This window comes from Bosea sp. AS-1 (assembly GCF_002220095.1).
GTDB lineage: Bacteria > Pseudomonadota > Alphaproteobacteria > Rhizobiales > Beijerinckiaceae > Allobosea.
Genome location: NZ_CP022372.1, coordinates 1,268,908 through 1,294,670, shown reverse-complemented (window position 1 = coordinate 1,294,670; position 25,763 = coordinate 1,268,908). Strand labels below are relative to the sequence as shown.

26 protein-coding genes are annotated in these 25,763 nt (G+C 67.6%); 14 read left to right on the top strand and 12 right to left on the bottom strand.

The window, feature by feature from the left end:
* Positions 1-52: 52 nt before the first annotated feature.
* A complete protein-coding gene (locus tag CE453_RS07715) occupies positions 53-1,264 on the bottom strand; it encodes a M20 aminoacylase family protein (RefSeq protein ID WP_089174054.1) in 1,212 nt (403 codons plus the stop codon).
* Between the two features lie 312 nt (positions 1,265-1,576).
* Between CE453_RS07715 and CE453_RS07710 the strand changes: the two genes are divergently transcribed.
* Positions 1,577-2,869: an adenylosuccinate synthase gene (locus CE453_RS07710; RefSeq protein WP_089174053.1), complete on the top strand. Its 1,293-nt coding sequence runs from the start codon at positions 1,577-1,579 to the stop codon at positions 2,867-2,869.
* Between the two features lie 51 nt (positions 2,870-2,920).
* Positions 2,921-4,186, top strand: a complete 1,266-nt coding sequence (locus tag CE453_RS07705; RefSeq protein WP_089174052.1) for a hypothetical protein — start codon at positions 2,921-2,923, stop codon at positions 4,184-4,186.
* Positions 4,187-4,268: 82 nt separating this feature from the next.
* Here the strand turns inward: CE453_RS07705 and CE453_RS07700 are convergent, their stop codons facing one another.
* Positions 4,269-5,216: a polyprenyl synthetase family protein gene (locus tag CE453_RS07700; RefSeq protein WP_089174051.1), complete on the bottom strand. Its 948-nt coding sequence runs from the start codon at positions 5,214-5,216 to the stop codon at positions 4,269-4,271.
* A 126-nt stretch (positions 5,217-5,342) separates the two neighbouring features.
* On the opposite strand from CE453_RS07700, the gene mtgA reads away from it, so the two are divergent.
* A complete protein-coding gene (gene mtgA, locus CE453_RS07695) occupies positions 5,343-5,999 on the top strand; it encodes a monofunctional biosynthetic peptidoglycan transglycosylase (protein ID WP_248307988.1) in 657 nt (218 codons plus the stop codon).
* A gap of 188 nt (positions 6,000-6,187) precedes the next feature.
* Positions 6,188-6,373: a 50S ribosomal protein L32 gene (gene rpmF, locus CE453_RS07690; RefSeq protein ID WP_089174049.1), complete on the top strand. Its 186-nt coding sequence runs from the start codon at positions 6,188-6,190 to the stop codon at positions 6,371-6,373.
* Positions 6,374-6,466: 93 nt separating this feature from the next.
* Here the strand turns inward: rpmF and CE453_RS07685 are convergent, their stop codons facing one another.
* Complete coding sequence (locus CE453_RS07685; RefSeq protein WP_089174048.1) at positions 6,467-6,661, bottom strand: hypothetical protein; 195 nt, start codon at positions 6,659-6,661, stop codon at positions 6,467-6,469.
* A 175-nt stretch (positions 6,662-6,836) separates the two neighbouring features.
* Between CE453_RS07685 and CE453_RS07680 the strand changes: the two genes are divergently transcribed.
* Positions 6,837-8,525 (top strand): EAL domain-containing protein, encoded by a 1,689-nt coding sequence (locus CE453_RS07680; protein WP_089174047.1) that lies wholly within the window; start codon positions 6,837-6,839, stop codon positions 8,523-8,525.
* 44 nt (positions 8,526-8,569) lie between these two features.
* On the opposite strand, the gene phaR is transcribed toward CE453_RS07680, so the two are convergent.
* Entirely contained in the window at positions 8,570-9,169 is a 600-nt protein-coding gene (gene phaR / locus CE453_RS07675; RefSeq protein WP_089177765.1) for a polyhydroxyalkanoate synthesis repressor PhaR, read from the bottom strand.
* 316 nt (positions 9,170-9,485) lie between these two features.
* Between phaR and CE453_RS07670 the strand changes: the two genes are divergently transcribed.
* Genes CE453_RS07670 through phbB form a run of 3 tightly spaced genes read left to right on the top strand, consistent with a single transcriptional unit; the run spans position 9,486 to position 11,665 of the window.
* Positions 9,486-10,664, top strand: coding sequence for an acetyl-CoA C-acetyltransferase (locus CE453_RS07670; protein ID WP_089174046.1), 1,179 nt, complete (start codon positions 9,486-9,488; stop codon positions 10,662-10,664).
* Positions 10,665-10,679: 15 nt separating this feature from the next.
* Positions 10,680-10,895 (top strand): DUF1737 domain-containing protein, encoded by a 216-nt coding sequence (locus CE453_RS07665; RefSeq protein ID WP_089174045.1) that lies wholly within the window; start codon positions 10,680-10,682, stop codon positions 10,893-10,895.
* Between the two features lie 44 nt (positions 10,896-10,939).
* On the top strand, positions 10,940-11,665 hold the full coding sequence (phbB, locus tag CE453_RS07660; protein ID WP_089174044.1) for a beta-ketoacyl-ACP reductase: 726 nt from the start codon (positions 10,940-10,942) through the stop codon (positions 11,663-11,665).
* 77 nt (positions 11,666-11,742) lie between these two features.
* Here phbB and CE453_RS07655 read toward each other — a convergent pair whose 3' ends face one another.
* Positions 11,743-12,945, bottom strand: a complete 1,203-nt coding sequence (locus CE453_RS07655; RefSeq protein WP_089174043.1) for an MFS transporter — start codon at positions 12,943-12,945, stop codon at positions 11,743-11,745.
* Between the two features lie 274 nt (positions 12,946-13,219).
* Between CE453_RS07655 and yddG the strand changes: the two genes are divergently transcribed.
* The gene (yddG, locus tag CE453_RS07650) at positions 13,220-14,077 is read left to right on the top strand and encodes an aromatic amino acid exporter YddG (RefSeq protein WP_089174042.1); all 858 of its coding nucleotides are present in this window, start codon (positions 13,220-13,222) and stop codon (positions 14,075-14,077) included.
* Positions 14,078-14,085: 8 nt separating this feature from the next.
* On the opposite strand, the gene CE453_RS07645 is transcribed toward yddG, so the two are convergent.
* The 4 genes from CE453_RS07645 to argH all read right to left on the bottom strand — a co-directional run bounded on the left by CE453_RS07645 (position 14,086) and on the right by argH (position 20,009).
* Positions 14,086-16,779 (bottom strand): TIGR02302 family protein, encoded by a 2,694-nt coding sequence (locus tag CE453_RS07645; RefSeq protein ID WP_089174041.1) that lies wholly within the window; start codon positions 16,777-16,779, stop codon positions 14,086-14,088.
* A 135-nt stretch (positions 16,780-16,914) separates the two neighbouring features.
* Complete coding sequence (gene lysA, locus CE453_RS07640) at positions 16,915-18,204, bottom strand: diaminopimelate decarboxylase (protein ID WP_089174040.1); 1,290 nt, start codon at positions 18,202-18,204, stop codon at positions 16,915-16,917.
* A gap of 56 nt (positions 18,205-18,260) precedes the next feature.
* Positions 18,261-18,542: an LPS translocon maturation chaperone LptM gene (lptM, locus tag CE453_RS07635; protein WP_089174039.1), complete on the bottom strand. Its 282-nt coding sequence runs from the start codon at positions 18,540-18,542 to the stop codon at positions 18,261-18,263.
* 81 nt (positions 18,543-18,623) lie between these two features.
* Positions 18,624-20,009, bottom strand: a complete 1,386-nt coding sequence (gene argH / locus CE453_RS07630) for an argininosuccinate lyase (RefSeq protein ID WP_089174038.1) — start codon at positions 20,007-20,009, stop codon at positions 18,624-18,626.
* A 30-nt stretch (positions 20,010-20,039) separates the two neighbouring features.
* On the opposite strand from argH, the gene tlpA reads away from it, so the two are divergent.
* The 5 genes from tlpA to CE453_RS07605 all read left to right on the top strand — a co-directional run bounded on the left by tlpA (position 20,040) and on the right by CE453_RS07605 (position 24,604).
* Positions 20,040-20,669: a thiol:disulfide interchange protein TlpA gene (gene tlpA, locus CE453_RS07625; protein WP_089174037.1), complete on the top strand. Its 630-nt coding sequence runs from the start codon at positions 20,040-20,042 to the stop codon at positions 20,667-20,669.
* A gap of 79 nt (positions 20,670-20,748) precedes the next feature.
* Positions 20,749-21,744 (top strand): hypothetical protein, encoded by a 996-nt coding sequence (locus tag CE453_RS07620; protein WP_089174036.1) that lies wholly within the window; start codon positions 20,749-20,751, stop codon positions 21,742-21,744.
* A 79-nt stretch (positions 21,745-21,823) separates the two neighbouring features.
* Positions 21,824-23,554 (top strand): carbamoyltransferase family protein, encoded by a 1,731-nt coding sequence (locus tag CE453_RS07615; protein ID WP_089174035.1) that lies wholly within the window; start codon positions 21,824-21,826, stop codon positions 23,552-23,554.
* A 107-nt stretch (positions 23,555-23,661) separates the two neighbouring features.
* Complete coding sequence (locus CE453_RS07610; RefSeq protein ID WP_089174034.1) at positions 23,662-23,910, top strand: DUF1272 domain-containing protein; 249 nt, start codon at positions 23,662-23,664, stop codon at positions 23,908-23,910.
* A 52-nt stretch (positions 23,911-23,962) separates the two neighbouring features.
* On the top strand, positions 23,963-24,604 hold the full coding sequence (locus tag CE453_RS07605; protein ID WP_089174033.1) for a glutathione S-transferase family protein: 642 nt from the start codon (positions 23,963-23,965) through the stop codon (positions 24,602-24,604).
* Positions 24,605-24,611: 7 nt separating this feature from the next.
* Here the strand turns inward: CE453_RS07605 and grxD are convergent, their stop codons facing one another.
* From grxD to CE453_RS07590, 3 genes are all read right to left on the bottom strand, one after another.
* The gene (gene grxD, locus CE453_RS07600) at positions 24,612-24,947 is read right to left on the bottom strand and encodes a Grx4 family monothiol glutaredoxin (protein WP_089174032.1); all 336 of its coding nucleotides are present in this window, start codon (positions 24,945-24,947) and stop codon (positions 24,612-24,614) included.
* A 120-nt stretch (positions 24,948-25,067) separates the two neighbouring features.
* A complete protein-coding gene (locus tag CE453_RS07595) occupies positions 25,068-25,523 on the bottom strand; it encodes a hypothetical protein (protein WP_089174031.1) in 456 nt (151 codons plus the stop codon).
* Entirely contained in the window at positions 25,520-25,753 is a 234-nt protein-coding gene (locus CE453_RS07590) for a BolA family protein (RefSeq protein WP_089174030.1), read from the bottom strand. Before CE453_RS07590 ends, CE453_RS07595 begins: the two co-directional genes overlap by 4 nt.
* Positions 25,754-25,763: the final 10 nt, after the last annotated feature.

Here is a 25,763-nt window from a genome sequence, read left to right as displayed (position 1 = left end):
GACCCCGGGGCGACCGCGCCGCCCGGGATCCCCGGATCGTAAAGCGGCCCGATTACTCCGCCGCGACGGCCCGCAGACCCTGGCCGAGCTCCTGGTCGACGAGGCCGACCCAGTAGCGCACGCCGTTCGGAATGATCGCGTCGTTGAAGTCGTAGAGCGGCGTGTGCAGGCCGACGAAGGAGCCGTCCGGGTTGACGCCGTTGCCGATGCGCATGAAGGCGCCAGGCCGGACCAGCATCATCTCGGCGAAGTCCTCGCCGCCCGTGCCGGGGCGCAGCTTGCCGTCGACCTGCTCGGCACCGGCAGCCGCGGTCGCTGCGGCGACCGCGACCTTGACCTGCTCGGCCTCGTTGATCAGCGGGCTGGTGCCGCGGTGGTAATAGGCCTCCGCCTGGCAGCACCAGGCCTGCGCCGTCGCCGCCGCCAGTTCGGCGATGCGCCGCTCCACCGTGTCACGCACCTCCTGCGAATAGGTGCGGGCCGTTCCGCCCAGCACGAGTTCGGAGGGGATGACGTTCGAAGCGTTGACGTCGCCGCCATGGATGTAGCCGACGCTGATCACCGCCGTGTCGAGCGGGGCGACGTTGCGGCCGACGATGCCCTGCAGGCCGAGCACGAAATGCGCCTGCGCATAGGTGATATCGGTCGAGCGGTGCGGCTGCGAGCCGCCATGGCCACCGACACCGCGGAAGGTGACCTTCCACGAATCCGCCGCCGCCAGGAACGGGCCGACTGTGGTGCCGAAATGGCCGACCGGCATGCCGGGCGTGTTGTGCAGGCCGTAGATCGCGTCGCAGGGGAAGCGGTCGAACAGGCCGTCGGCCAGCATGGCGTTGGCGCCGCCACGGCCTTCCTCGGCCGGCTGGAAGATCAGGTTCACCGTGCCGGCGAAGTCGCGGTTCTCCGCAAGGTAGCGCGCCGCGGCGAGCAGCATGGTGGTGTGCCCGTCATGGCCGCAGGCATGCATCCGGCCAGAATTCTTCGAGGAGTACGGCAGGTTGGTCGTCTCCTCGAGCGCCAGGCAGTCCATGTCGGCGCGAAGCCCGATCGCCCGCCCGCCCGGCTGCTTGCCGCGGATGACGCCGACGACGCCGGTCTGGCCGACATTCTCGGTGACCTCGACGCCCCATTCGCGCAGCTTGTCGGCGACGAGCTTGGCGGTGCGGTGCTCTTCCAGGCCGAGTTCGGGGTGGGAGTGGATGTCGCGGCGGATCGCCGTGAACGCGGCATGGTGCTGGTCGAGCCAGCCGTCGAGCTTGGTCATGGTCGCAGTTCTTCCCCTTCTCGCGTCCGCGCCGGCCGGCACCATTCCCGCCGTGCGCCGAAAATGACGCCTTTAGCCCTTACGCGCGATTGCGGCAGGATTACTGCGCAGATCCTGCAGATCCGCCATGCTTTCGCAGGTCATTTCCCCACGGAAAGCCGTCCGCAGGACAGGAAAACTTGACCTGCGCGCCGCATTGGCCCATGAGGGCTTGCAAGGACCTGCCCCGAAACCCCGGCCTTGCGCCGGGGTTTTGCATTTGCGCGGGCCGCTTGCACGGCAACGCGGTACAACAGCAGGGACACCTCGCTCATGGCGAATGTTGTGGTGGTCGGCGCCCAGTGGGGCGACGAAGGCAAGGGCAAGATCGTCGACTGGCTTTCCAGCCAGGCCGATGTCGTGGTGCGCTTCCAGGGCGGCCATAATGCGGGCCATACCCTCGTCATCGACGGCGTCACCTACAAGCTCTCGCTGCTGCCCTCTGGCATCGTGCGGCCGGGCAAGCTTTCGGTCATCGGCAACGGCGTCGTCGTCGATCCGTGGCACCTCGTCGAGGAAATCGGCAAGCTGCGGGCCCAGGGCGTCGCGATCACGCCCGACAATCTGCGCATCGCCGACAACGCGACGCTGATCCTGCCGCTGCACCGCGAGCTCGACCACTTCCGCGAGACCTCGAATGCCGGCATGAAGATCGGCACGACCAAGCGCGGCATCGGCCCCGCCTATGAGGACAAGGTCGGCCGCCGCGCCATTCGCGTCATCGACCTCAAGGACCCGGCCCTGCTCGAGGCCAAGATCGAGCGGCTGCTGGCCCACCACAATGCGCTGCGCCGCGGGCTCGGCATCGGCGAGGTCGACGGGCGGGAGCTGCTCGACCAGCTCAAGGCGATCGCGCAGGAGGTGCTGCCCTTCGCCGATACGGTCTGGGCGCTGCTCGACGCGGAGCGCCGCGCCGGCAAGCGCATCCTGTTCGAGGGCGCGCAGGGTGCGCTGCTCGACGTCGACCACGGCACCTATCCCTTCGTCACCTCCTCGAACATCGTCGCCGGCCAGGCTGCGACCGGCTCGGGGCTCGGCCCCTCGGCGGTCGGCTACGTGCTCGGCATCGCCAAGGCCTACACCACCCGCGTCGGCGAAGGCCCCTTCCCGACCGAGCTCTTCGACGAGATCGGCGAGCTGATCGGCACCAAGGGCAAGGAATTCGGCGTCGTCACCGGCCGCAAGCGCCGCTGCGGCTGGTTCGACGCCTGCCTCGTGCGCCAGACGGTGAAGACGTCCGGTATCGACGGCATCGCGCTGACCAAGCTCGACATCCTCGACGGCTTCAAGGAGATCAAGGTCTGCGTGGGCTACAGGCTCGACGGCGAGGTCCTCGAACATCTGCCCGCCGGCCAGGCCGACCAGGCCCGCGTCGAGCCGATCTACGAGACGATCGAAGGCTGGGACGGCTCGACCGCCAATGCCCGTTCCTGGGCCGACCTGCCGGCGCAGGCGATCAAATATGTCCGCCGCATCGAGGAGCTGATCGGCGCCACCGTCGCCGTGCTCTCGACCAGCCCGGAGCGCGACGACACCATCCTCGTCCACAATCCGTTCGAAGGATGAGCCAGCCCTTCGAGGGTTGACGCGGCCCGTCATCAGCGACAAGTGAGGCCAATGGCCGATTTCTACCCGATCCTGGCGCGAGCCGTCGCCGGGCTACCCGACAACTCTCCCGAGGCGCGCCGCGCCATCTTCGATCGGGCACGGGCTGCCCTCGTCGCGCAGCTGCGCGGTCTCGATCCGCCGCTGAGCGAAGCCGAGATCATGCGCGAGCGCCTGACGCTCGACGAGGCTGTCGCCCGGATCGAGGCCGAGTACGACGAATCGCCCGCGCCGCAGCCCAGCACGCGCGGTCCGGTGATTCGCCCGCAATCCGGCGCCGTACAGCCGCCGCGCCCGCCAGAGCCGAAGAAGCAGCCCGAATTCGCGCCGCTGCCGCGCGCTGAGGGCCAGGAAGCAGGCGGCCAGGAGGCGAGCGCCTCCAATTTCGACGACCATCTGCCCGAGCCGGCCGAGGCCCAGCCGGCCCGGCCGCGCATCATGCCGCCGCGGGAATCGCGGGTGAAGCCCGGCCATATCCGCACCGTGGTCGTCGGCGTGGTCGTCGCGGTCGCCGTCGCGGCCATCGCCGGAACCGCGATCTACGTGCACAAGCTAAAGCCGCAGGACACGCCGCGCCCGAGCACGGAAACCGCCTCGCAGCAGCAGCCGACGCAGCCCGACAATGCGGGCAAGATCAACGACCGCGTCGGCGAGCCGAACGCGCCGGCGCAAGGCCGCCCCGGCAATGCTGCCAACAACGCGCCCGGCACGCCGGTGCAGCAGCCGGGCGGCGAGATCGCCGTCGCGCAGCGCGCCATTCTCTACATCGAGACGCCGGACAACCCGCAGCAGCCGCGCGCCGTCAACGGCCGCGTATTCTGGCGGCTCGACAGCGAGAGCGCCGGCCAGGGCCGCCCGGTCGAGACCATCGTCCGCGCCACGGTCGAGATCCCCGATGCCGGGATGAATCTCGATTTCACCGTGCGGCGCAACACCGATTCGGCCTTCCCCGCCTCGCACATCATCGGCCTGCGCTTCACCAACAGCGGCGATCCGTCGCAGGCGGTCAAGGAGGTCGGCGTGCCGCAGTTCAAGACCGCCGAAGGCGAGCGCGGCGCACCGCTCTCGGCGATCAACTCGGCACTTGGCGACAATCTCTTCGTCGTGGCCATGTCGAACGTGCCGGTCGAGGTCGAGCGCAACACCGACCTCATCCTGAACCGCAGCTGGATCGACCTGCCGGTGCTGTTCACCTCCGGCCGTCGCGGCATCATCACCTTCGAGAAGGGTGTCTCGGGCGCCCAGACGCTCGGCGACGCCTTCGGCCGCTGGCAGTAAGCCATCTTTCGGTCAGCCGAAGTCGTCCCGGACAAGCCGCGCCAGCGGCGCCGATCCGGGATGACCGCGCGAAGCTGAAGTATCAGCTCTTCCGCTGCGCGGCGAAGCGCGCCGCAGCACGCAGCACATCCGCATCGGCCCCGAAGCCAGCGAGCGCCTTGACCGCGACCTCGCTCAGCCGGTCGCGCTCGCGCTTGGCGCCGTCGAGCCCGAGCACGCCGATCAGCGTCCCCTTGCCCTTGTCGGCATCCTTCGCCGTGGCCTTGCCCATCTGCGCCGCATCGGCCTCGACATCGAGGATGTCGTCCGCCACCTGGAAGGTCGCGCCCAGCGCCCGGCCATAGGCGTCGAGCGCCTTGAGCGCTACGGAGTCGGCCCCGCCGAGGCGCGCGCCGATCTCGACGCTGGCCGCCAGCAACGCCCCGGTCTTCATCGCCTGCAGGCGCCGGATCTCCGTCTCGGTCAGCGCGCGCTTCTGCGCCTCGAAGCGTCCCTCTGCCGCAAGGTCGAACATCTGCCCGCCGACCATCCCGCCCAGACCGGAAGCCCGGGCGAGCGCCCGCACCAGCGCCGCCCGCACCTCGCCGGACGCATGCGTCGCCGGATCGGCCAGCACGTCGAAGGCAAGCGTCAACAGGGCGTCGCCCGCCAGGATCGCGGTCGCCTCGTCGAAGGCCTTGTGCACGGTGGGACGGCCACGGCGCAGATCGTCGTCGTCCATCGCCGGCAGATCGTCATGGACCAGCGAATAGCAATGCAGCAGCTCGACCGCGGCGCCCGCCCGCAGCGCCTGCTCCTGCGGGACACCGAAAAGCCGGGCCGTCTCCACCGTCAGGAAAGGCCGCAGCCGCTTGCCGCCGGCGAGGGCTCCATGTCGCATCGCCGCGACCAGGCGCTCGGGCCGCGCGATCTCGCCCTCGCCTGGCGCGGTCGCCAGCAGGCTTTCGAGCAGGCGCTCGATCGCCTCGGCAGTCCGCGCGAGACGAAGGGGCAGATCGCTCTCTGCGACGGGGGATGAAACGGAACTCATGCGCCGATCTCGCGTTCGCTGCCGGGATGGGGGCCTTGCCGGACGCTGGCGGCATCGTCAAGGTGCGGGCCGTGGCAAGCGCGCCGCCCGGAGCGGCGTGAAACGGGGGACGGTCTGCTGGGTTGGGTGTTCGGATGGTGCCTGAGGCTGGCTTTCTGGCTCGTCCTTGCCTTCGCCGTTGCCCTGGCGCTCTACCGCTTCGTGCCGGTGCCCTCGACGCTGATGCTCGGCCGCTGGCTGACCTTGCGTTCCGTCGAGCGCGACTGGGTGCCGCTGGAGCGGATCTCTCCCAATCTGATCCGCGCCGTCATCGCTTCCGAGGACCAGCGCTTCTGCAGCCATCGCGGCATCGACTGGGTCGAGCTCAACGCGGTGCTGGAGGACGAGGACGGGCCGAGCCGAGGGGCCTCGACGCTGACCATGCAGACGGCCAAGAACGTCTTCCTCTGGCCGGGCCGCTCCTATATCCGCAAGGGGCTGGAGATCCCGCTCGCCATGGCGATCGACTTCGCCTGGGGCAAGCCGCGGGTCATCGAGGTCTATCTCAACGTCGCGGAATGGGGCGAGGGCCTGTTCGGCGCGGAAGCCGCGGCACAGCGCTATTTCCGCAAATCCGCGGCGCGCCTCACCCCGGCCGAAGCCGCCCGCCTCGCGGGCGCCCTGCCCAATCCGCTCCTGCGTAATCCGGGCAAGCCGAGTCGCGCCCTGCAATCGGCTGCCGGGCGGGTGCAGCGGCGCATGGGCCAGCTCGGCGCGCTCGGCGATTGCGCGCTGCCTGGTTGACGCGCCCAGACAGGCAATGCGCGATATTTTCGCGGCACAAGGCCGCGTTAGCGACTTTTTCACACGAGGCTCTAGCCATCGCGGCCTTGAGCGTGTATGGGCAACGCCTCACGAGATTGATCCGTCGTCGTGGCGGTGGCGTGGCTTTGGCGAGCCGCGCTCCGGGCGGCGGCACGATGGAGAGTACAATGGCCGTTCCGAAGAAGAAGACGTCGCCGTCGAAGCGCGGCATGCGCCGCTCGGCCGACGCGCTGAAGCAGCCCGCCTATATCGAGGACAAGAACTCCGGCGAGCTGCGCCGCCCGCACCATGTCGACCTGAAGAGCGGCATGTATCGCGGCCGTCAGGTCCTCAAGGTCAAGGCTGACGCCTGAGCCTGGACGCCGGATCGCGGATCCGGCCCGCGCGACAAGACGATGGAACCGGCCGAAAGGCCGGTTTTTCTTTGCCCGCCATCGATTGGGATTTCAGCGCCTGCCGATCGCCGGCACCGCCAGACGCGCGACGCTGCGGTAAAGCGCCGCCGCCGATTGCGGGCTTGCCAGCCCCCTGAACGCGAAGGGGCCGATCCGCGCCTGCGAGGCCGCCGCCTGTAGCAGCAACAGGGCCGAGGCGCTGGAGCCCGCCCTGCCCCGATCTGCCGTTTCTCCGCTACGCAACATGTCCCGCTCCGGCACAACGCCTTGTGACGGAACGGCAAGTTGCAATCCGGCGGCCAAACTTAACGCCGTGTTAAGCAGAATCCTCGCATCGTTTGGAAACGCTTCCGTAACCACTGCGACGGGCGGACCGCGCCAGGACGGCGCGGCGCGCACTGTCTGATCGAGGCCCCTCGCGATGCCTGCCCCGTCGCTGTTCAGCTTCCGCAAAGAACCTGCGGTTGACCCGAGAGGCCTGCTCTCCTCGATCGGCGAAGTGGTCTACAGCTGGGACATCCAGAGCGATGTGCTGATCTGGGGGCCGAACGCGACCGAGGTCCTCGGCGCGCTGCCCGACCGGGCCATGCTCCGCGGCATCGGCTTCGCTGCACTGGTCGAGCCCGGCAGCGGTCCGAGCCGCTACGACGCGATCTTCGGTTCGAGCGAGCAGGATCAGGGCGAAGGCGTGCTCTACCGCACCCGTTACGCCGTCGACCTCGCCGGCCGGAAGATGTGGGCCGAGGATACCGGCCGCTGGTTCGCTGGCAGCGACGGGCGCCCCGCCCGCGCCCGCGGCGTGCTGCGGCTCGAGCGCGCCGCACGGACCGAGGAGCTGGGCGACACCGGCGGCGATCTCTGCGATCGCCCTGCCCTGATCGACCAGATCGGCCTGTGCCTGCAGGAACATCTGCCGCAGGAGCGGCCGGTCGCTATCCTCGTCGCCGCGATCGACGAGCTGGCCCGGCTCAACGACGATTTCGGCCACGAGGCCACCGGCGAGATCATCGCCACCGTGCATGAGCGGCTGCGCTCGGTGACGCGGCGGCGCGACCATCTCGTGCGCTACGCCGGCAACAGCTTCGCGATCATTCTCTCCGCCTGCCCGCGCGACCAGATCGATTCGGCCGCCCGGCGCTTCAGCAGGATCGTGGCGGAATCGGCCATCGAGACCAGCCATGGCATCGCGCTGGTGCGGCTGCGGGTCGGCGCGGCGCATGCGCCCGAGCTCGGCAACCATGCCGGCGAATTGCTGGCCGCCGCCGAAAGCGCACTCGCCACCGCGCGGGCCAGCGCCGCCGAGGACGCGGTCATCGCGCGGCCGCAGCGCCGCCGGCAGGACAGGACCGAGCGCAGCGGCCTCGACGTCCAGGCCGTTACCGCGCTGAACGAACGTCGCGTCCGCCTGGCTCTGCAGCCCATCGTCTCCGCCCATACGCGCATTCCCGCCTTCCACGAGGCGCTGCTGCGCGTCGGGCAGCCCGAGGCCGGCCTCTTCTTCGCCTCCGCCGAGCTCGTGCCGCTGCTCGAACGACGCGGCCTCGTGCGGTTGTTCGACCATCGCGTCCTGGAACTCGCGCTGACGCTGCTGGCCGAGGATCCCGCGCTCAGACTGTCGATCAACGTCTCGCCGGTCTCGCTCGGCGATCCCGAATGGCTCAACGCCTTCCTCTCGCTCGCCGGCGCGTCGCGCAGCCTCGCCTCACGGCTGATCGTCGAGGTCACCGAGACGGCGACCATCGAGGATCCGTCGCGGCTGGCGAAGCTGCTCGGGCGCATCAAGGCCTGCGGCACCCGCATCGCCATCGACGATTTCGGTGCCGGCCATACCTCGCTCAAGCACCTGCGCGCCTTCCCGGTCGACATCCTGAAGATCGACGGCGCCTTCACCCAGAATCTGCGCCGCTCGACCGACGACCGCTTCTATGTCCGCACGCTGATCGATCTCGCGCGCCATCTCGGCGTCGAGACCGTCGCGGAATGGGTCGATGATGAATTGCAGGCGACGATGCTGCGCGACTGGGGCGTCACCTATCTGCAGGGCCATCTCGTCGGCCGCGCCGAACTGACGCCGGTCCCCGAGCCGGAGCCGCGCCGCGCCGCCTGCTGACGGCGCGGAGGTCGCGGAGGGCGTTCTACCCGCCGATCATCGGCTCACTTGCTGCGGGAGAGCTTGTCCAGCCGCTCGCGCATCTCGTTGAGCTCGCGCTTGAGGTCGCCGAGCTCGTCGCCCTTAGCCGCAGGTTCAGACGCTGCGGCCCCCTGCTTCGCCTTCCCGGCCGCCGTCGCGGCGAACGGATTGAACATCCGGAACGCCTCGGTGAACATCTGCATGTTCGCCCGCGTCTGGGCCTGGATGGCGTCGAGCGCGTTGCCGCCGAAGGCCGAGCTACCGAAGGCCTTCGCCATCTGCTCGCGGAACTTGTTCTGGTCCTGCGTGAAATGGTCCATCGAGAATTCGAGGTAGCGCGGCACCAGCGCCTGCATGCTGTCGCCGTAGAAGCGGATCAGCTGCCGCAGGAAGGTGATTGGCAATAGATTCTGCCCGTCCTTGGCTTCCTCGTCGAAGATGATCTGGGCCAGCACCGAACGGGTGATGTCCTCTCCGGACTTGGCGTCGTAGACGACGAAATCCTCTCCCGCCCGGACAAGCCCTGCCAGATCCTCCAGCGTGACGTAAGAACTCGTACCTGTGTGGTAGAGGCGCCGGTTGGCGTATTTCTTGATGACAGTCGGTTCTTTTTCGCTGGCCATCATACCCTGCTAGACGTTGATCCGCTGCGCCGGCCGGGCCGACGCGGTTCGACGGAACGTTCTCCCCGCACCGACGATAGCCGCTCGGTGCTGCACCGCAAGTTTTTTGAGCGTGCGGCGCAAAAAGCCGCCGGAATTGAGGCGGCGCCCCGGTTGCTCCACGCTCTCCACAGCCGATCGACCTTCCCAAGCGTCGGATAGGGCAGCACGCCTGACTTGACGGCGTCACGACAGGCTTCGAAGGTGGTGGGGACAGCTGCGCCGACGGGAGCGGCGCGGCAGGACGACACTCAAGGTAGCAGCAAGGAATACCCTCATGGCAGATACGGACATCGTGATCGTCGGCGCAGCGCGCACGGCGGTAGGCGCCTTCAACGGCGCTTTTGCCAACACTCCCGCTGACGAGCTCGGCGCCGCCGCGATCAAGGAAGCGCTGAAGCGCGCCAAGGTCGACCCCGCCGATGTCGACGAGGTCATCATGGGCCAGATCCTCACCGCCGGTCAGGGCCAGAACCCGGCACGCCAGGCGGCGATGAAAGCCGGCATCCCCCAGGAGAAGACGGCCTGGGGCCTCAACCAGCTCTGCGGCTCGGGCCTGCGCACCGTCGCCATCGGCCTGCAGCAGATCGCCAATGGCGATGCCGACATCATCGTTGCCGGCGGCATGGAGTCGATGTCGATGTCGCAGCACGCCGCCCATCTGCGCAACGGCACCAAGATGGGCGATACCAAGTTCATCGACACGATGATCAAGGACGGCCTCTGGGACGCCTTCCACGGCTACCATATGGGCACCACCGCCGAGAACGTCGCGACGAAATGGCAGATCAGCCGCGAGGAGCAGGACGCCTTCGCCGCCAAGTCCCAGAACAAGGCCGAGGCCGCTCAGAAGGCCGGCAAGTTCAAGGACGAGATTGTTCCTTTCACCGTCTCGACCCGCAAGGGCGACGTCGTCGTCGACACCGATGAATACCCGCGTCACGGCGCGACGGTCGAGGCCATGGCCAAGCTCAAGCCGGCCTTCTCGAAGGATGGCACGGTGACCGCCGGCAACGCCTCCGGCATCAATGACGGCGCGGCCGCGCTCGTCATCATGAGCGGCAAGGAAGCGGCCAAGCGCGGTCTGAAGCCACTGGCCACCATCAAGGCCTGGGCTACGGCGGGCGTCGATCCGGCCATCATGGGCTCGGGCCCGATCCCGGCGACGCGCAAGGCGTTGGAGAAGGCCGGCTGGAAGGTCTCGGACCTCGACCTGGTCGAAGCCAACGAGGCCTTCGCGGCGCAGGCCATCGCCGTGAACAAGGATCTCGGCTGGAACACCGACATCGTCAACGTCAATGGCGGCGCCATCGCCATCGGCCACCCGATCGGGGCTTCCGGTGCGCGCGTGCTGGTGACGTTGCTGCACGAGATGCAGAAGCGCGACGCCAAGAAGGGCCTCGCCACGCTCTGCATCGGCGGCGGCATGGGCGTCGCCATGGCCGTGGAGCGCTGAGACCGGCGCCCACCGATGGCGAAGCGCACGACGCTTTACCGCTATCTCACCGGCCCCGATGACGCCGCTTTCTGTCATCGGGTTACCGAGGCGCTGAGCCGCGGCTGGTCGCTCTATGGCCAGCCGACGCTCGCCTTCGACGCTGTGCAGGGCCGCGTCATCTGCGGGCAGGCGATCATCAAGGACGTGGACGAGCCTTACGCGCCCACGTTGAAGCTATCCGAACAATAACGGCGGCAAAGCTGCCGGGGACTTCACCAAGAGGGAGACTGGCTATGACGAAGGTGGCGCTGGTTACAGGGGGAACGCGCGGTATCGGCGCGGCGATCTGCAAGGCCTTGAAGGAGGCCGGCTACAAGGTCGCGGCCAACTACGCCGGCAATGACGAAGCCGCCGCCAAGTTCAAGGCCGAGACGGGCGTCTCGGTCCATAAATGGGACGTTTCCGACTACGATGCCTGCGTCGCCGGCATCGCCAAGGTCGAGGCCGAGCTCGGGCCGGTCGACGTGCTGGTCAACAATGCCGGCATCACGCGCGACGGCATGTTCCACAAGATGACCAAGGATCAGTGGAACGCGGTCATCAACACCAACCTCAACTCGCTCTTCAACATGACCCGCCCGGTCTGGGAGGGCATGCGCGCCCGCAAGTTCGGCCGCGTCATCTGCATTTCGTCGATCAACGGCCAGAAGGGCCAGATGGGCCAGGTCAACTATTCCGCCGCCAAGGCCGGCGACATCGGCTTCGTCAAGGCGCTGGCGCAGGAGGGCGCGCGCGCCGGCATCACGGTCAACGCGATCTGCCCCGGCTACATCGCGACCGAGATGGTCAAGGCGATCGACCCGGCCGTGGTCGAGAAGTCGATCCTGCCGCATATCCCGGTCGGGCGCCTCGGCGAGCCGGAGGAGATCGCCCGCGCCGTGGTGTTCCTGGCCGGCCAGGATGCGGGCTTCATCACCGGCTCGACCCTCTCCGCCAATGGCGGCCAGTACATGGCCTGAACCGCCGCGACCAGATGCGGGATCAACGACAAGGCCGCGGCATCGCCGCGGCCTTTTTCATGGACCGGCAACGCCGCTCAGACCCGCTTCGCGCTCTTCGGCAGCAGGAAGGTCAGAAGCCCCAGGGCCGGCAGCCAGGCGCAGAGCTTGAACACCTGGATGATGCCGACCTGGTCGGCGAGCGCGCCGATGGCCGCCGCCGCCACGCCGCCGAGGCCGAAGGACAGGCCGTAGAACAACCCGCCGACGAGGCCGATGCGGTGCGGCACGAGGTCGATGGCATAGATCAGGATCGCCGAGAAGGCGCTCGCCATGATGAAGCTGACGATGACGCTGAGCACCCCGGTCCAGAACAGATCGGCATAGGGCAGCACCAGCGCGAAGGGCAGCGAACCCAGGATCGAGAGCCAGATCACCCGATCCCGACCGATCTTGTCGCCGATCATGCCGCCGAGGATGACCCCGATGGCGCCGACCACGAGGTAGAGGAACAGCATGATCTGCGAGAGCTGCACCTCCACGCCGAAGCGCTGGATCAGATAGAAGGTGTAATAGGAGGTGAAGGCGGCGGTGTAGCCGTTCTTCGAGATCAGCAGCACGATCAGGATCGTCATCGCCAGCAGGATGCGCCCGCGCGGCAGGCCGTGGCTCGCCACCTCCTCGACATGCTCCTTCGAGGATTTCTGCTCGCGCCGCATCGCCGCGTAACGGGCGCCGATCCAGCCCATCAGCCCCATCGCCAGCAGCACGACCAGCGAGAACCAGGACAGGCTCTCCTGCCCGCGCGGCACCACGACGATCGCCGCCAGCAACGGGCCGACCGCGTAACCGACATGACCGCCGACCTGGAACACGCCCTGCGCCAGCCCCTGCCGCCCGGCAGCGGCATGGCGTGCCATGCGCGTCGCCTCGGGATGGAACACCGCCGAGCCGAGGCCGATCAGCCCCGCCGCGAGCAGCACCACCGCGTAGCTGTGCGCGAAGGAAAGCAGCAACAGCCCCGTCAACGTCGAGCACATGCCGGCGACCATCGCATAGGGCCATGGCCTGCGGTCGGTGACATAGCCGAGCAGCGGCTGCAGCAGCGACGACGTCACCTGGAAGGCCAACGTGATGAAGCCGATCTGCATGAAGTCGAGCTGGTAGGTATCCTTGATCAGCGGATACAGCGCCGGGATCATCGACTGGACGAGGTCGTTCAGCAGATGGGCGAGACTGAGCGCAGCCAGAACCGGCATCAGCGGACGGCGCGCGACGGACGGCATCGGAACGGTTGTCATACCAGACGCATGATGCGAGCCGGCCTCAGCGTCAACGGGCCCCGAAGCATGGCGCCCATGGCTGCCATGCCGAGTTGCAGTGCAAAAAGCACGATTTCTCGATCCAAAGGCGCGGCTGGCATTCATCGCAGAAACTGCTAGAGCGTCGGACCGAAAAGTGGCTTCCACTTTTCGGAAAGATCCGATGCGCCAACACTGAGATAGATCATCGTTATCGCGTCCGAATGGACGCACGATGATCTAAGCGCAGATCAGTCCAGGCCGACGAGCGACCATGACCTCCCGCACCGCCACCCTCATCGGCTTCTGCGCCATCCTGCTCTGGTCGACATTGGCGCTGTTCACGGCGATGTCGGGGCGGGTGCCGCCCTTCCAGCTCGTCGCCATGACCTTCATCATCGGCGGCCTGCTGATCCTCGCCATCACGGCGCTGCGCGGCGAGCTCAGCCGGGTCAGGCCGACGCCGGCCTCCTTCGCGCTTGGACTCTACGGCCCCTTCGGCGACACCGCGCTCTATTATGCCGCCGTGAAGACGGCGCCGCCCGCCGAGGCGAACCTGATCCATTACCTCTGGCCGCTGCTGATCGTCCTCTTCGCCGCGCTGCTGCCGGGCGGCGGGCTGAAGGCGCGCCATCTCGTCGGGGCCCTCATCGGCCTTGTCGCGACGGGCCTCCTCGTCTCCGGTGGACTCGGCAGCGGCGGCGGGCTCGCTTTCGGTCACTTGCTTGCGGCGCTCGGCGCCTTCGTCTGGGCGAGCTACTCGGTGGTCTCGCGCCGCTTTGCCGACGTGCCTTCTGAAAGCCTCAGCCTCACCATGCTGGGCTGTGCCGTTCCGGCGCTCGCCTGCCATTTCGCTTTCGAGACGACGCTCTGGTCACTGACGGCGGTGGAATGGGCCGGCGTGCTCGGCCTCGGCCTCGGCTCGATCGGCCTTGCCTTCGTGGTCTGGGACATCGGCATGAAGCGCGGCGATGTCGCCCTGCTCGGCGTCGCCTCCTATGCAGCACCGGTGCTCTCGACGCTGATCCTGGTGCTCTTCGGTTACGCCCAGGCGAGTTGGCTGCTGGCAGCTTCCTGCGCGCTCATCGTCGTGGGCGCGCTGGTCGCGAGCGCCGGCGGCCGGAAGGGCTGAACCCCACTTCAGTTCCGCCGGAGCAGCCGCTCCAGATAGTCCAGCTCCTCCTGCGGCCTCAGCGGATCGCCAAGGCGCTTGCGCAGCTCCTCCAGGATACGCCGTGCCCGCTGCGTCGCGCTCTCGTCGGCGCCGGGCACCTTCACACGGCCGTCGGCCCAGTCGCGCTGGCGCTGCGGACGGCCGAGTGGATCCTCGCTACCGCGCTGCTGGCCGGAGGGCCGACCCTGCTGGCGCCCGTCGGGCTCGCCATAGGCGTTCTCGGTGCCTTCGCCCTCGCCGGGCTGGCCCTGCATCTGCTGGGCGAGGTTCTGGCCGCCGCGGCGCAGCGCGTCGATCGCCTTGCCCTGCGCATCGAGCGCCTCGTCGCCATTGCCCTGGCCGAGCTGCTTCTCGGCCTCGCGCATCGCCTCCTCGGCCTCGTCGAGTTCGCCATTCTGCGGCGCGCCCATGCCGCGCATCCGCCGCTGCAGATCCTGCAGCCGCTCGCGCAGGGCCTGCTGGCGCTGGGAGAGGCCCTGCCCCTGCCCGTTCTGGCCCTGCATGCCCTCGCCGCCTTCGCCGTTCTCACCCTGGTCGCCGGGTTGCTGGCCGGGCTGCTGCCCACGTTGGCCACGCTGCCCCTGTTGGCCTTGCTGGCCGCGCTGGCCCGGTCGCGCCTGCTGCTGGCCGGGGCGCTGGCCACGCTCGGCCCGGTTGCGCTCGTTCTGGTAGGTCTGGTCGCGCAGGTTCTGCTGGTCGCGCGTCATCCGGTCGAGATCGCCCAGCGCCTGGTTCATCTGGTTCTGGCGCGGATCGCCCTGTCCAGGGCGCGCCATCTGCAGATTGTTGAGCATCCGGTTGAGCTCTTCCATCAAACGCTGCGCCTCGGCCATGTCGCCGCGCCGGGACAGCTCCTCGATGCGGTCGAGCATGTTCTGCAGGTCGCGCGGCGTCACCGTCCGGAAATTCTCCGGCAATTGCGCCTGGTTCTGCTCGCCATTCTGCTGCTGGCGCATCATCTGCTCGGCGAGCTGGCGCATGTAGTTGTCCATCGCCCGCCGCATCTCCTCGGTGAGCTTCTTGATCTCCTCCTCGGATGCGCCGCGTTCCAGCGCCTGCTGCAGATTCTCCTGCGCCTGCCGGAGCGCCCGCTCGGCATCGGACATATCGCCGTCCTCGAGCTGCAGCGCCATCGCCCACATCAGCTCGGAAACCTCGCGCAACTCGTCGTCACTGTCGGATTTGCGCAGCCGCTCGGTCAGCATGCGCATGCCGAGATAGGTGCCCATCTCCTTCATGAAGAGCTCGGGCTCGATCATCAGCGCATCCATGGCGAGCTGCACCTTGGAGCGGTCATCGACATTCATCACGAGCTTGCGCCGCTGCTCGACCAGGGCCTTGGCCAGCGGATTGGTGAAAGTGCGCTGCGGCAGCACGACCTCGATCGGCTGGCTGCGGCCCTCCTGCCCCGCCTCATCCTTGGCGATCAGCACCATGCGGACCTTGGCACCCGCCCAAGGATGCGCCGAGAAGTCGACGGTGCCCTTCAGCTCCTCCTCGCCCGTGGCGGAGGACGGAACGGCAAGGTTCTGCTTCGGCGGCTCGACCAGCGAGCGCCCGCCCGTCGCGGCATCGGGGCGCGAAACGCCGACCTCGATCGAGGCCAGCCCGTAATCATCCTTTGCCTTGTAGCTGAGGCTCAGCCCACCGGATTGCCCGCCAACGACCGGCTTGGGCGGATCGGTGAAGGCGATGGTCGGCGGCTGGTCGGGAATGGCGGTGATGTTGAGCGTCGTGCCGGGCGCGCCACTGCCGGTGAGCCTCAGCGTGCCGTTGCCGGCGAGGATATAGCGCTTCTCCAGCACGGCCTGCTGCGGGTCGCTGCCCTGTGGCTGCCGCGCCGGCTCGGCCTTGCCCGCCTCGCCGTCCTTGGCTTCGTTCGGCTTGGTCTCGAGCTTGCCGGTGGTGACCACGTCCATATTCGCCTTGCCGGCGACGCGCACGACGATGGTCGACTTCTCCGGCGCGCTGAGATTGGGGCTCGCGAGCTTGGCGAAGTCGATCAGGATCGGCGGCAAGCGGGTATAGGCCGGCGGATCGATCCAGGCATCGATGCGGGTCGAGGGCGAGGAGCCGGGTGGTCCCTGCCAGTCGAAGGCGGCGGAGAGGCGCTGCGTCGCCTCCGGCCCCGCGACGAAAAAGGCGGCGATGGCCGCGAGCAAGGGCACGGCGCGCAGCGCCCGCCGGTCGCGAACCGCCATCAGCGGGTGCGGCAATTCGACCTTGAGCGCCGCGACCTGCCGGCTCTGACGCTCGACGTGCAGCTTCCACAACGCCTGCGAGACGGGGTCGGACGAGCCGACGGCGAGGCTGTCCTCCAGTGCCGAGGCGGGCCGATGTCCGCCGGCGAAGGAGCGGTCGAGCCGGATCAGCGCATCCCGATGCGTCGGCAGCACCACGCGGGCGACATGCCAGAGGCTGGCGAGGAAGGCAGCGGCGAAGACGAGGACGCCGACGATCCGCCCGTACCACGGCAGATGCGTCCACAGGCCGAACCAGGACAGGGCGAGGAAGGCGAGAACGGTGCCGAGCGGCAGCCAGAACCGCGGCCAGAGCCGTTCCCAGCCGAGCGAAACCCGCGAGGCCAGCGCGAGACGGCTGAGCCGTTGCCGGATGCCGTCCATCGTGTCGGGCGCCTTGCGGCGCTCTGCCTCGTTCATGCCATCGCTCCGGGCAGCCCCCATTTCCGTCTGAAATCGCCTGACCCAATCAGGCTAACACGGGAATGTGGCATTGCCAGTCCTCGGACGGGCCTTTGCACCGCGCTCGACGTTTCGTGAACGGTTTCCGTCCGCTCAGCCCAGCCAGGCCGGGGCGCGGTCCAGCCCGATCAGCTCCTCATAGCTCTGGCGCGGGCGCGTGACGGCGTACTGGTCGCCCTTGACCATCACCTCGGCGACCAGCAGGCGCTGGTTGTAGGTCGAGGACATCGAGGCGCCATAGGCGCCGGCGGTCATGAAGGCGACGAGGTCGCCCTGCTTCAATTGTGGCAGAGCCCGCCCGGTCGTGAAGGTGTCGCCCGATTCGCAGATCGGCCCGACGACGTCATAGGCGACGCTCGGCGCATCGACAGGGCGTTCCGCCACCGGCCAGATCTCGTGATAGGCCTCGTACATCGCCGGCCGCACCAGATCGTTCATCGCCGCGTCCACGACCAGGAACTGCTTGGTGGGGCGCGGGTTGAGATGCAGCACCCGCGTCAGCAGGATGCCGGCATTGCCGACGATCAGGCGGCCCGGCTCGAAGCCGAGCTCGACATCGAGCCCCTTCGTCACCCGTCCGACCATCTCGGCATAGGCCTCGATCAGCCCCGGCCCGTAATCGAAGGTCTTGGGGATGTCATAGGGGATCCCGAGTCCGCCGCCGAGATCGAGACGGTCGACGCGATGCCCCTCGCCCTTCAGGTCGCCGACGAGCGCGACCATCTTGGCATAGGCTGCCTCGAAGGCGTCGATCTCGCGGATCTGGCTGCCGATATGAACGGCAAGCCCCATGATCCGCACGCCCGGCATATTGGCGGCGCGGGAATAGAGCCGCCCGACCTCCTCGAAGGAGACACCGAACTTGTTCTCGGAGGAGCCGGTCGTGATCTTGGCGTGGCCGCCGGCGCCGATATCGGGATTGACGCGGAACACCGCCTCCTGCCGCTTGCCGAGCGAGGCGGAAACCTTCGAGAGCAGGTCGAGCTCGCTCTCGCTCTCGATATTGACCTGATAGATCCCGGCCTCGACCGCGAAGCGCAGCTCCTCCTCGCTCTTGCCGACGCCGGAGAAGACGATGCGATCGGCCGGGATGCCGGCAGCCAGCGCCTTGCGCACCTCGCCTTCCGAGACCGTGTCGATGCCGGCGCCGAGCGCGCCCAGCGTCTTGAGCACGCCGAGATTGCCGTTCGCCTTCATGGCGTAGAAGACATGGGTCTTGCCGGCCGGTGCGGTCTTCTTCACCGCCGCCTCGAACAGCTTGTAGTGCCGCTCGATCGTCGCCGTCGAATAGACATAGACCGGCGTGCCGACCTCGGCCGCGATCCGGTTGAGATCGACGCCCTCGGCATGGAGCGAGCCGTCGCGATAAGCGAAATGATGCATGGGAACGAACCCCGGGAAGGCCGACTGAAACCTGAACGAGCGACGGCGGTGAGCCGTTACATCAGCGGATCGAGCAGGAAAGGCTTGTCCGGCACGGTGATCGCCTTGTTCGCCTTGGCCGGCTTCGCCAGCACCGAGGTCTGGCCGTAGTTCGACATGTCGGTCGCGTCCTCCGCGCCGATCTGGTTGTCGGGAAGGTCGACCGCGCCCGTCACGTTCGGGGGCGGCTCGAGCGGCCCCTTGCGCCCGCAGGCCGCGAGCGCCACGCCAAGAAGGCCGACGACCAGAAGGGTTCGGCCGAATTTCAGTCGGGCAAAGTTCAGGCGAGATGGAAGCACGAAGACAAGCCCTTCGAAGGGAACGTGGCGGGACAGTAGCGGAGGATGAGGCGGAGCGCGAGGCTCTCCGCCGCCTGACCCTCAGCCTTTCGCAAGCTGCTTGAGCCAGCGGCGCGCCTGCTTGCGGACATTGGCCGGGGCCGTGCCGCCATAGCTGACGCGGCTCTTCACCGACTGATCGACGCCGAGCACGGCGAAGACGGCCTCGGTGATCTTCGGTTCGACCGCCTGCATCTCGGCGAGCGAGAGCTTCTCCAGCCCCACCTTCTTCTCCGACGCAATGCCGACGAGCCGGCCGGTAACGTGATGCGCGTCGCGGAACGGCATCTTCAGGACGCGTACGAGCCAGTCGGCGAGATCGGTCGCCGTGGCATAGCCGAAGCCCGCCGCCTTCTTCATCGCCTTGAGGTCGGGCTGCATGTCGCGGACCATGCCGGCCATGGCGGCGAGGCAGAGCGACAGCGTCTGCAGGGCGTCGAAGGTGCCTTCCTTGTCCTCCTGCATGTCCTTGGAATAGCTCAGCGGCAGGCCTTTCATCATGGTCAGCAGCGCCTGCAGCGCGCCGAACACCCGGCCTGCCTTGCCGCGCACCAGCTCGGCCGCATCGGGATTGCGCTTCTGCGGCATGATCGAAGAGCCGGTCGAGAAGGCATCGGAGAGCTTCACGAAGCCGAATTGCGGCGTCGCCCACAACACGATCTCCTCGGCTAGCCGCGAGAGGTGCATGGCGCAGATCGAGGCGGTGGAGAGCGTCTCCAGCACGAAATCGCGGTCCGAGACCGAATCGAGCGAATTCGCCGTCGGCCGGTCGAAGCCGAGCGCCTTCGCCGTCATGTGCCGGTCGATCGGGAAGGAGGTGCCGGCGAGCGCGGCGGCGCCGAGCGGGCATTCGTTGAGGCGGGCGCGGGCATCGCGGATACGGCCGCGGTCACGCCCGAGCATTTCGACATAGGCGAGGAGATGATGGCCGAAGGTGACAGGCTGCGCCGACTGCAGATGGGTGAAGCCCGGCATCACCGCGCCGGCATAGGTCTCGGCCTTCTCGGCGAGCGCGAGCTGGAGATCGGCCATCTGGCCGTCGAGCTCGTCGAGCGTGTCGCGCACCCACAGCCGCATATCGGTCGCGACCTGGTCGTTGCGCGAGCGGGCGGTGTGCAGCCGACCGGCGGCAAGACCGATCTTGTCCTTGAGATTCGATTCGACGTTCATGTGGACGTCTTCGAGCGCACGCGAAAACGTGAAGGCGCCGCTCTCGATCTCGCCCTCGACCTGCTTGAGACCGGCGATGATCGTCGCAACGTCGTCCTTCGTCAGGATGCCGGTCTCGGCCAGCATGGCGGCATGGGCCAGCGAGCCACGGATATCCTGGCGCCAGAGCTTCCTGTCGAAATCGATGGAGGCGTTGATCTCCTCCATGATGGCGTCGGGACCTGTGGCGAAACGCCCACCCCACATGCGGTTGCTCACGGCGGTCTTTCCTGCTTTTGAGGACGCGCGATGACGTCAGGAACGAAGATCGGACTGGCCCTCGGGGTCGTGGCGGCGCTCGGCCTCGCTGGCGTGGCAGCCTTCTACTCCGGGCTGGGCAATGCCGGCAACGGATCATGCAGCGCGGCCGCCAAGACGGCAGCGCGCATGGCGCCGCTCGCCAAGGGCGAGGTCGCCGCCATCGAGGTCCGCTCGGCCCCTCAGCCGGCGCCCGAGCTGGCCTTCACCGGGCCGGACGGCAAGCCGCTGACGCTCGCCGATTTCAAGGGCAGGACCATCCTCGTCAATCTCTGGGCGACCTGGTGCGCGCCCTGCCTCAAGGAGATGCCGGCCCTCGACAAGCTCGAGAAGGAGATGGGCGGCCCCGATTTCGCTGTCGTCGCGATCAACATCGACACGCGCAACCTCGACAAGCCGAAGGCCTGGCTGGCCGAAAACAAGGTCACCACCCTGCCCTTCTATGGCGACCCGCAAGCCGCGACCTTCCAGGCGCTGCGCAAGGCCCATAAAGTCGAGGGCATGCCGGTCAGCATCATCGTCGACAAATCCGGCTGCGAGCTGGGCATCATCCAGGGCCCGGCCGACTGGGCGAGCGCCGATTCGAAGGCGCTGATGGCCGTGGCCGCCGGTCGGCCCTGATCGCTCCGGCGACCAGCCGACGAACTCTTGTCGCATTGCGGCGTTCTGCTGCGAAGACAGGCAGAGGAAAGGACGACGCATGACGGGCGGAATGAACCGCAAGGCGAGGCTCGGACGGCCGCGCATCGCCGCGCTGGCGCTCGTCGCCCTGCTGGCGGCCGCAGGCCCCGCGGGCGCGCAGGAGCGCAAGCCCGTCGCCGGCACCAGCGTTTCGCTCGTCGCCCCGAAGGGTTTCGAGCCGGCAACCGGCTTCGCCGGCCTGATGAACAAGGCCAACCAGGCGAGCGTGCTGATCGTCGAATTGCCGGCCGAGGCCTATCCTCAGCTCTCGACGCTGTTCGAGAACAGCGACACGGCCAAGGTGAACTTCGCCCGCCAGAACGTCACCATCACCTCCCTCGACCGGGTCACGGTCGGCGGCGAGAAGGTGCCGCTTCTCATCGGCTCGCAGGTCGCGCCCAATGGCGGCACCTTCGACAAGTGGATCGCCCTGTTCAAGGGCGAGAAGACGGTGATGCTCACCGTGCAGGCACCCAAGGCGGCCAAGCTCGCCCCTGCGACGGTCAAGGCGATGATCGCCTCGGTGACGCTCGGCAAGGAGCCTTCTCTCGACGACAAGCTTGCCGCCCTGCCCTTCGCCATCAAGGTCGCGGCGCCCTTCCGCGTGGTCGATACCATCGGCGGTTCCGGCGTGCTGACGACGGTCGGCGACAAGAATACCGACCCCTCCGGCACCCAGCCCTTGATGATCGTCGCCTACCAGAACTCGGGGCCGGCCAAGCCCGGCCAGGAGCAGGCCCTGTCCGAGACCCTGCTCAAGGGCACGCATAACCTCGAGGACGCCACCGTCGCCGAGAGCAAGCGCACGCCCTTCGCCGGCAGCGACGGTGTCCTGCTGAGGGGGAGCTTCAAGCACGCCAACGGCGCCGACAAGGCATTCGCGCAATATCTCGCCATTGGCCCGGATGGCCGCTTCGTCCGCCTGATCGTCATGGCCAACGCAGCCGAAATGCCACAACTCCAGCCGGCCATCGATCAGACGGCCGCGAGCATCGCCTTCACGGCGAAGCCGTAACCCTGTATTCCGCGCCGCAGCCGCTCGCGCCGCGCCTATTCGGTTGGCGCAGCGTCGGGGCGCGGCTAAAGGCATCTCCATGCGTTATACGATCGGCCTCGCCACCACCTTCCACGATCCCGCCATCGCGATCATCGGTCCCGATGGCGAAGTGCTCTTCGCCGAGGCGACCGAACGCTATTTGCAATACAAGCGCGCGCCGAACTGCGAACCGGATTCGGCGCCGCGTATGGAAGGGCTGCTGAAGCGCTACATCCCGAAGGATGCCGAGGTCACCATCGCCACGAGCTGGGGCGAGGATTTCACCGGCTTCCTCGACCAGATGGCGCGGGCAGGCTCCTTCACGCTGGATGCGCTGCTCAAGCTCTCGCCGGAGCTCAACCGCTCGCTTGTACCGGAGCGCACCGAGCGCGCCCTGATCGCCTCCCTGCATCTCGGCCAGCAGCGCGCCGGCATGGGCGTGCTGCTTGGACTCGACCGCGCCTACGGCAAGGCGAATGTCACCGGCCTGAAGCGCTACGGCCACCATCTCAGCCACGCAGCCTATGCCTGCTGGTCCTCGCCCTTCGACAATGCCGCCTGTCTCGTCGTCGACGGCATGGGCGAGACCGGGGCGTCTGCCATCTTCGCCCTAGAGAACGGCAAACTCCGTGAAGTGAAGCGCCACCGCGGCCGGGAATCGATCGGCTTCTATTTCGGGCTCGTCACCGACCTCGCCGGCTTCGACCAGGCCAAGGGCGAGGAATGGAAGATCATGGGGCTGGCCCCCTATGGCAAGACCGACCCTGAGCTGATGGTGCTGCTGCGCAAGCTCTACAGCATCGAAGGCCACAAGCTCTCCTTCGCCAAGGCCAACGTGGTGCAGGCGGTCGCCGCCGAGATCCTGGCCAAGCGCCCCACTGAGGCGCTCGACCAGGGCTGGGCCGATCTCGCCCGCTGCGGGCAGGACGTCTTCGCCGAGATGATGGAGGCCTTGCTCGGCGAGGCTGCGGCGCTGGTGCCAAGCGAAAACCTCGTCATGGCCGGTGGCTGCGCGCTGAACTCTTCCTTCAACGGCAAGATCGCCGGCCGCCATGGCTTCAAGACGGTGTTCGTCCCCTCGGCCCCGGCCGATGACGGCAACGCCATCGGCGCCGCATGGCTCGCCCATGCGGAGGCGAATCCGGACTGGCGCGCGCCCAAGGGGCCGCTGACGCCCTATCTCGGCTCGACCGTCTCGACCGAGCCTTTCGAGCGGATGCAGCTCTGGGAGAAGCGCCTGCGCAAACTCAGCGCCGACGAGATCGCTCCGGTAACCGCGAAGCTTCTCACCGAGGGCAAGCTGATCGGATGGGTGCAGGGCCGCGCCGAATTCGGCCCGCGAGCGCTCGGCAACCGCTCGATCATCGCCGATCCGCGCCCCGCCGACGCCAAGGATATCCTGAACGCCAAGGTGAAGTACCGCGAGGCTTTCCGTCCCTTCGCCCCCTCGATCCTGGCCGAGCACGCCGCCGACTGGTTCGAGAACTACCAGGACGCGCCCTATATGGAGCGCACGCTGGTCTGGAAGGAAGCGGTGCGCGATCGCGTCCCTGCCGTGGTCCACGAGGATGCGACGGGCCGGCTTCAGAGCGTCACGGCCGAGCGCAATCCGCGCTATCACGCGCTGATCTCGGCCTTTCACGATCTGACGGGCGTGCCGGTGATCCTCAACACCTCCTTCAACATCATGGGCAAGCCGATCCTGCACACGGCGGAAGACGCGATCCTGATGTTCTATACGAGCGGGCTCGACGCGCTGGTGATCGAGGACTGGCTGCTGGTGAAGTAGACCGCGATCTGTGACCGATCTGACGGATTGATCGGTCGGATCACGCGAAATCGCTGGTCTGCGCACGTTTCGCGGTCATTCTTCCGGCCGACAGGAGGGAGACCGCCATGCTGCAACTGCGCCCGAACTGCGAATGCTGCGACCGCGATCTGCCGCCACGGTCGCGCGATGCTCTCATCTGCACCTTCGAGTGCACCTTCTGCGTCGACTGCGCCGAAACGCGCTTCGCCGGTACCTGCCCGAATTGCGGCGGCGATCTCGTGCGCCGGCCGATCAGACCGGAGCGGATGCTGGAGAAATACCCCGCCTCGGCCGAGCGCGTCCGCAAGCCGCATCCGCCATGCGTGGCGGCGTGAAACAGACACGGATGGGGCCACAGAGGCCGATCACTCGGCGGGGGAGCACGCGATGACGCCCATGCCTGTCGTCTATGGCGCGCCCTACAGCGTCTATGTCCGCGCGGTCAGGCTGGCGCTCGAGGAAAAGGGCGTGGCCTATCGGCTGGATCCGATCGATGTCTTCGCCGAGAGCGGGCCGCCGGCTTCCCTGCTCGAGAGGCACCCTTTCGGCCGCATCCCGGCTTTCGAGCATGACGGCTTTCGATTGTACGAGGCTGGAGCCATCGAACGCTATGTCGATGAAGCCTTTCCCGGGCCTGCTCTCCAGCCCTCCGCGCCGCGCGAGCGTGCCCGCGTGAACCAGCTGACGAGCATCCTCGACGCCTACGCCTATCGCACGCTGGTCTGGGACATCTATGTGGAGCGCATCTCCGCCCCCAAGCAGGGGCGTCTGCCGGACGAGGCGCGGATCCAGGCCGCGCTGCCAAAAGCGCGGCTCTGCCTGCGCGCGATCGGCGACCTGATGAATGATGGCCCTCATCTCGCCGGCGCGGCGTTGACGCTCGCCGATCTGCATGCCGCGCCGATGTTCGCTTACTTCACGCTGGCGCCGGAGGCCGAGCCGCTGCTCGCCGAGCAGCCCGCCCTCCAGAGGTGGTGGGCGGACATGGTCCGGAGGCCTGCCATGCAGGCCACCGCCTTTCCCACCTAGGCGAGCTTCAGCTCGCCTGCTTCACCGCGATGCCCTTCTCTTCGAAGAGTTGCTGCAGTTCACCGGCCTGGAACATCTCGCGGGTGATGTCGCAACCGCCGACGAACTCGCCCTTGACGTAGAGCTGCGGGATGGTCGGCCAGTTCGAATAGGCCTTGATGCCCTCGCGGATCTCCTGGTCCTCGAGCACGTTCACGCCTTTGAACGGCACCCCGACATAGGAGAGAATCTGCACGACCTGGCCGGAGAAGCCGCACATCGGAAATTGCGGCGTGCCCTTCATGAAGAGCACCACATCGTTGTTCTTCACTTCCGCTTCGATGCGGGCATTGACGTCGGACATGGGATAACGGCCTTTCTGCCGGACAGTCTGAGGGCGTTTGCGAGCGCGATACACCCTATATCGGAACAAGCGCTAGCAGATTCCAGAGGGAGCCGCATCGGCAGCTCGCTCCACGCGACGTCAAGGCGCAGCATATCCTTCCGGGAAGGCGCGCGACGCTTCGTTCTCGAAGCGGAAATTGGTCATCGCCCAGCCCTCCTTGGTCTTCTTGTAGGTGAACTGATAGTACATGAACGGATAGCGATTGTCGTCGTACTGGGCATAGAACACCAGCACTCGGATCAGGTCGTTGTAGTTCCGGTCGTAGGCGAGGCCGAGAACATCGGGCTTCTTCTTGCTGAACGGCCTGAGATTGGTCGACAGCTCGGAATTCTCGCCCTTCTTCTTCAGAAGCCGCATCACCTCGGCGACGAAAGGCTCGGCCCCGTCGCTCTGCAGCGTGTCGAGCAGGGTCCGCGAATTCGCGACGGGGTCCTGCACCGGCGGCATGATCTGGGCCTTGGCCGGGGCTGCCCCCAGCGCGAGGCAGACAGCCGCAGCCGCAAGGCCAGCGCGCCATGCGCCCGGCCGGCTCATTCCGGCACCGCCGTCGTCAGCGCCAGCGCGTGCAGCACGCCGCCCATGTTTCCCTGCAGCGCGGCATAGACCATCTGGTGCTGCTGCACCCGGGTCTTGCCCTTGAAGGCAGCGGAAGTGACTGTCGCAGCATAGTGGTCGCCGTCGCCGGCCAAATCCTTGATCTCGACCGCCGCATCCGGCAGCGCCGCCTTGATCATGCGTTCGATCTCATGCGCGTCCATCGCCATGGTCTGAGCT

Excerpts from the sequence above, each read along its gene's own strand:
- CE453_RS07665 (WP_089174045.1), top strand. The coding sequence starts at position 10,680 with ATGGCGAAGCGCACGACGCTTTACCGCTATCTCACCGGCCCCGATGAC.
- CE453_RS07680 (WP_089174047.1), top strand. The coding sequence starts at position 6,837 with ATGCCTGCCCCGTCGCTGTTCAGCTTCCGCAAAGAACCTGCGGTTGAC.
- CE453_RS07610 (WP_089174034.1), top strand. The coding sequence starts at position 23,662 with ATGCTGCAACTGCGCCCGAACTGCGAATGCTGCGACCGCGATCTGCCG.
- CE453_RS07700 (WP_089174051.1), bottom strand. The coding sequence starts at position 5,216 with ATGAGTTCCGTTTCATCCCCCGTCGCAGAGAGCGATCTGCCCCTTCGT.
- CE453_RS07620 (WP_089174036.1), top strand. The coding sequence starts at position 20,749 with ATGACGGGCGGAATGAACCGCAAGGCGAGGCTCGGACGGCCGCGCATC.
- grxD (WP_089174032.1), bottom strand. The coding sequence starts at position 24,947 with ATGTCCGACGTCAATGCCCGCATCGAAGCGGAAGTGAAGAACAACGAT.
- CE453_RS07605 (WP_089174033.1), top strand. The coding sequence starts at position 23,963 with ATGACGCCCATGCCTGTCGTCTATGGCGCGCCCTACAGCGTCTATGTC.
- rpmF (WP_089174049.1), top strand. The coding sequence starts at position 6,188 with ATGGCCGTTCCGAAGAAGAAGACGTCGCCGTCGAAGCGCGGCATGCGC.
- yddG (WP_089174042.1), top strand. The coding sequence starts at position 13,220 with ATGACCTCCCGCACCGCCACCCTCATCGGCTTCTGCGCCATCCTGCTC.
- CE453_RS07705 (WP_089174052.1), top strand. The coding sequence starts at position 2,921 with ATGGCCGATTTCTACCCGATCCTGGCGCGAGCCGTCGCCGGGCTACCC.
- CE453_RS07685 (WP_089174048.1), bottom strand. The coding sequence starts at position 6,661 with ATGTTGCGTAGCGGAGAAACGGCAGATCGGGGCAGGGCGGGCTCCAGC.
- CE453_RS07670 (WP_089174046.1), top strand. The coding sequence starts at position 9,486 with ATGGCAGATACGGACATCGTGATCGTCGGCGCAGCGCGCACGGCGGTA.
- CE453_RS07590 (WP_089174030.1), bottom strand. The coding sequence starts at position 25,753 with ATGGCGATGGACGCGCATGAGATCGAACGCATGATCAAGGCGGCGCTG.
- CE453_RS07645 (WP_089174041.1), bottom strand. The coding sequence starts at position 16,779 with ATGAACGAGGCAGAGCGCCGCAAGGCGCCCGACACGATGGACGGCATC.
- CE453_RS07655 (WP_089174043.1), bottom strand. The coding sequence starts at position 12,945 with ATGACAACCGTTCCGATGCCGTCCGTCGCGCGCCGTCCGCTGATGCCG.
- phaR (WP_089177765.1), bottom strand. The coding sequence starts at position 9,169 with ATGGCCAGCGAAAAAGAACCGACTGTCATCAAGAAATACGCCAACCGG.
- CE453_RS07710 (WP_089174053.1), top strand. The coding sequence starts at position 1,577 with ATGGCGAATGTTGTGGTGGTCGGCGCCCAGTGGGGCGACGAAGGCAAG.
- tlpA (WP_089174037.1), top strand. The coding sequence starts at position 20,040 with ATGACGTCAGGAACGAAGATCGGACTGGCCCTCGGGGTCGTGGCGGCG.
- lysA (WP_089174040.1), bottom strand. The coding sequence starts at position 18,204 with ATGCATCATTTCGCTTATCGCGACGGCTCGCTCCATGCCGAGGGCGTC.
- phbB (WP_089174044.1), top strand. The coding sequence starts at position 10,940 with ATGACGAAGGTGGCGCTGGTTACAGGGGGAACGCGCGGTATCGGCGCG.
- CE453_RS07595 (WP_089174031.1), bottom strand. The coding sequence starts at position 25,523 with ATGAGCCGGCCGGGCGCATGGCGCGCTGGCCTTGCGGCTGCGGCTGTC.
- CE453_RS07715 (WP_089174054.1), bottom strand. The coding sequence starts at position 1,264 with ATGACCAAGCTCGACGGCTGGCTCGACCAGCACCATGCCGCGTTCACG.
- CE453_RS07615 (WP_089174035.1), top strand. The coding sequence starts at position 21,824 with ATGCGTTATACGATCGGCCTCGCCACCACCTTCCACGATCCCGCCATC.